We start from the raw sequence: 4199 nt of genomic DNA on the forward strand, positions 1-4199 counted from the left end.
TTATGCAGCGTTTCGCGTTTCTCGTCAACCCCTTTTTGTTACTTCGTTTCTTTCGAAACGCCCCTGATCTGCTCTGCAACTACTTGATTTCGCTACTGAATCAGCGGGGAGGCGAACTATAGCAAAGGCTCTGATCGCCTGGCAAGCCTTTTTGATACAAAGCCGGGTAAACTCTGACCCAATTCCAAAAAATTGAAAGAAAATCATGGATATTGGCTTCGCGCTGCTAGAAGTGTCCGCAGCAAACTCACTGAACGATGAGCGGCACCGTCAGCTTCGCAATCTGTCCGGCCTCGATGACGAGCCAGCGAACCTGGCGTCACTGTGCCGCTCCGGGCTGGCACTCATCGCGGCGGCGCTGATCGGCCTGGGTATCATTTTCTGGATCGCGGCCAACTGGAATTCGCTTGGCCGCACGGGCCGCTTCATTCTGCTGCAGGGTGTAGTTGCGGTCATGTGCATCGGCGCATATGCGCGGCCACGTGCGCGCGTGCCGCTCGGCCTGCTGGCCTTGCTCGCCATCGGCGCCGTATTCGCCTATTTTGGACAGACTTACCAGACGGGCGCAGACCCCTGGCAATTGTTCGCGCTGTGGGCGTTGCTGGGACTGCCTCTGTGCCTCTCCGTACGCCATGACGCGCTGTGGACACCGTGGGCACTGATCGCCATGAGTGCGATTTCGCTCTGGCTGCATGCGAACACGGGCCATAGTTGGCGCTTCCGGCCAGACGATCTGCCCTATCAAGCTGCAGCATGCCTTGGTGCACTTGCCCTCGCAGCGCTGCTGAGTCCCCTGTGCGCGCGATGGAGCGGCGCCGGCCTCCTGTCCATGCGCGTAAGCATTGCGCTGGCGGTAATCAGTGTCACGCTGATCGGTATTGCCGGCCTGGCGAGCAGCGAAATCAACGCGCAATATTGGCTGGCCTTGTTCATGCTCGCCGTGACCGCCGCCGCGTTTTCGTCGCGCCGCTTGTTCGATCTATTCTCGCTATGCGGTATCGGGCTGGCCCTGAATGTCCTGCTGATCGGATTATTGGCCCACTTCCTGCTCTCCGATCACGGCAACTGGTCCATTCCGGAATTGCTGTTACTCGGCCTGATGGCCGCCGGCTTGCTTGCCGCGACAGTCAGCGTCATTCTCAAGCTGTCCAAGCGTGGCCTGCCGCAGGAGGGTGCGCAATGAAACGGCCAATCAACGAGATGATCGCCGCCGCGATCGTGGCGGGCATACTTCCCTCTTCCGCTGGCGACTTCATCCAGCACGAAGCGCACCGCCCCTGGCCCGTCGTATTGTTGACGGCGTTCGGAGCGTGGTTAGCGGCCATCCCACTGATGGGAATCATTTTTCTGTTATGCGGCGATTATCTGGCCCGCGACACCCGCGCACTGTATCCGCTCTCGCTCATCATGTGCGGCATCGCCGTGGCCATTTTGCGCCGTGCGTCCCTTCCCTTGTTTATCGAACAGCTGGCAATTCCGGCATTGCTCGCCGGCGCGGCGACCATGAGTGCGGCTTTTTACATCGACATGTCAGTTGGCAATGGCTCGGCCGGCGTCGCGCTATTGGCAATCGCCCTGGCTGTCCTTATTCCACGCAACTGGCTCCGGGTCCTGCTGGGCGCGATTTCCTGTGCGTTCATCATGGCGGCTATCGTCACCCTCGCCGCTTCTCGCGATCGCAGTGGATTCTGGATCGTGGTACATGCTGCGATGGGAATCTGGCTGGTGACCGACTTCGTCCAGCGACAACATCTGCGTAGCGTGGTGGTCGACAGGCTGGCGACAGGGTGGGTGCTTACTATCGTCGCAGGCCTTGCTCTGTGGACCGGAATGACCTTCATGGTCGGTGCCGCCATCCATAGCGGTTCTGCCGGCGCGCTTGATTCGCTGACGCAGCCGCTGGCGTCCTTTGCGCAGTTTGCATCGGCGGCGTTGACGCTTGGCGCGGCGGTCTGGCTGGTCAAGCGCTGGCCAGCGTTACGCAAGCCGTGGTACGCATTGACGGCTGCGGTATTCACGGGACTGGCGTTGCTGATGCCGTCGCTCGGCGCGGTACTGATGATTCTCGTTTTGTGCGCAAGCAGTGGACGCTGGGGCATCGCGGCAGCGGCGGGCGCTGCGGCGGCGTGGATTGTGGGTGCGCTGTATTACCAGCTGGCGTATCCGCTTGCCACAAAGGCGCTTATCCTGATCGGCGCAGGCGCGCTGTTCGCCCTGATCGCCTGGCTTGCCATTCGCGAGGGCGCACCGGTGGTCATTGGCGACAGCGCAAGCACAGCGCCGAAGGGGACGCGCACCGGCCGGATCGGCATTGCGCTGACGGCGGTCGCGGTATTGGCCGTCGCTAATATCGGAATCTGGCAAAAGGAATCCCTGATCGCCAACGGCCGTCCGGTCCTGGTGGAACTGGTGCCCGTCGATCCGCGCTCGCTCATGCAAGGCGACTACATGCGCTTGAATTTCAATTTGCCGCAGGAAGTGTCGCAATGGAGTGAAAATCCGACGGGAAGCGCGAGATTGAAAGTCGCCGGCACGGTGAACGAAAAGGGAATTGTGGAGCTGACCCGGCTCCACGACGGCAAGCCGCTTGCGCCCGGCGAGATCATGATCGAACTCACGCCGCGCCACGGTGGCCATACGCTGGTGACCGATGCGTGGTACTTCCAGGAAGGAGAGGGAAAACGCTGGGAGGCGGCGAAGTACGGCGAATTCCGCGTCGATGGCAATGGAAAGGCGCTACTCGTCGGCATGCGCGGAGCCAATCTGCTACCTCTCTGAGAGGCGGCCCGCTCGGATCAATAAACGCCAGCCTGGAAATCGCGCTCTGAAGTGGAGCGGCTGGCGCGTACCGGCGTATTAGTCGGTCTTCCGTTCGACAGTCAAGACAACCGCCATCGCCCACGTCGCGTTACTAAATGGCCATCGGAGCAGCTTGACCTGGTCCCCGTCGACCTGCGATTCCCACAAGGCGTAAAGTTTTCGATCATAACCAGGCAAACGCACGCTCTGGCAAGCCAGTGGGCCGCCATCCAGGTTAAGCGCGACCTTCAGATCGAGTGGCGACTCCTTCAAAAATAGCGCCAAGCGTGCCAGCGAGAAAAATGCATCCTTGGTAGTACCAACGACGATGCGTCCCTGCCTGTCTTGAGCAACGAAACTGCGGTTGGCCAGCCACCGGCTGTCGACGCTCACATGTGTCTGCCCATCGTCACCGATCAGGAGGGGATAGGAGACCATCGCATTGCTCGCCCCATCGAGCGCCTGCTGCCAGTTCCCGTCACGTCACGCAGATCCCTGACGCCGGCGCCGTTATTGTCGGCGACAAAAGCGCCGGAGCGAGCCTTGTAACGGCGTGGACCCATCACCGTTCCCTCACTGATGAAGGGCGTGTCGGGCAAGCCTTTCAAGCCAAAAAAACTGCCGTTGACGATCAATAGCGCCTGCGGCAGTGCGCGCTCCCATTCATCAATGCCCTTCTCGCCGTCCGGTGCATTGCGCACTACAAAGCGATATTGCGCCGGATCGATACGCGCCAGCAGGATGCGGTCGACCTCACGGCCGCCCGCCATGACCGGCAGTTCGGCGACTTCAAATCCTTTCTCGCGTTCCTGCCAGGTCATCGGCCCGGAGGTTGCCGGCGGAACCGGTACAGTGAGAGCGAGGCGCATTGCTGGCGACAGGCGTGGATCGTCAGTCTCGACATTGACCCAGTAGCTTCCGCCGCGGCGCCACAGTACATTGAAGCCATAAGCCCCGTTGCGCTCCCACACCCACCAGCAAGCACCCGCCACGGCGAGCAGCAACAGCGCAAGGCCGGCCATGAGACGACGTTTCAGGACCATTCGTCCCGTTTTTTTTCGTGATGCAGGCAGTTCTCGCGCAGCCTGTGTTCCCTGTTTTATATTCACTATTTCCCCAATCAGCAGAATTGCCGGTGCAAGGAAAATATCCCGGCAGTGTGAAGCGCGGATGAAGTGATGGTGAAGTCTGGATGGAATATGCATCCAGGATTGGGGCTGTGATTGGCCGGTAACTTGACGAACTTTGAAGGGGGAAATGTGGGTTCTAAAAATGCGGACGAAAAAAAACCCCGGTTTGCACTAAGCGCGATCTTGAGCGCGCTTAGGCTTACCGGGGTCTTTCTCTTATAACTAGCCTGACGATAACCTACTTTCACACTGGTTGCAGCACTATCATCG

4 protein-coding genes are annotated in these 4199 nt (G+C 59.9%); 2 read left to right on the plus strand and 2 right to left on the minus strand.

What is annotated here, in order from left to right:
* The first annotated feature begins 205 nt into the window (after nucleotides 1–205).
* Both F2P44_RS33825 and F2P44_RS33830 read left to right on the plus strand, forming a co-directional pair.
* On the plus strand, nucleotides 206–1183 hold the full coding sequence (locus F2P44_RS33825) for a DUF2157 domain-containing protein (protein WP_167094407.1): 978 nt from the start codon (nucleotides 206–208) through the stop codon (nucleotides 1181–1183).
* Nucleotides 1180–2778, plus strand: coding sequence for a GDYXXLXY domain-containing protein (locus F2P44_RS33830; RefSeq protein ID WP_167094409.1), 1599 nt, complete (start codon nucleotides 1180–1182; stop codon nucleotides 2776–2778). Before F2P44_RS33825 ends, F2P44_RS33830 begins: the two co-directional genes overlap by 4 nt.
* Nucleotides 2779–2856: 78 nt before the next feature.
* On the opposite strand, the gene F2P44_RS35235 is transcribed toward F2P44_RS33830, so the two are convergent.
* Together F2P44_RS35235 and F2P44_RS35240 are read right to left on the minus strand one after the other, a co-directional pair.
* On the minus strand, nucleotides 2857–3237 hold the full coding sequence (locus tag F2P44_RS35235; protein ID WP_229423903.1) for a phosphodiester glycosidase family protein: 381 nt from the start codon (nucleotides 3235–3237) through the stop codon (nucleotides 2857–2859).
* A complete protein-coding gene (locus tag F2P44_RS35240; RefSeq protein ID WP_223165149.1) occupies nucleotides 3216–4004 on the minus strand; it encodes a hypothetical protein in 789 nt (262 codons plus the stop codon). Before F2P44_RS35240 ends, F2P44_RS35235 begins: the two co-directional genes overlap by 22 nt.
* Between the last annotated feature and the right edge of the window lie 195 nt (nucleotides 4005–4199).

The sequence above is a fragment of the Massilia frigida genome (assembly GCF_011682175.1).
Classification (GTDB): domain Bacteria; phylum Pseudomonadota; class Gammaproteobacteria; order Burkholderiales; family Burkholderiaceae_D; genus Telluria_A; species Telluria_A frigida.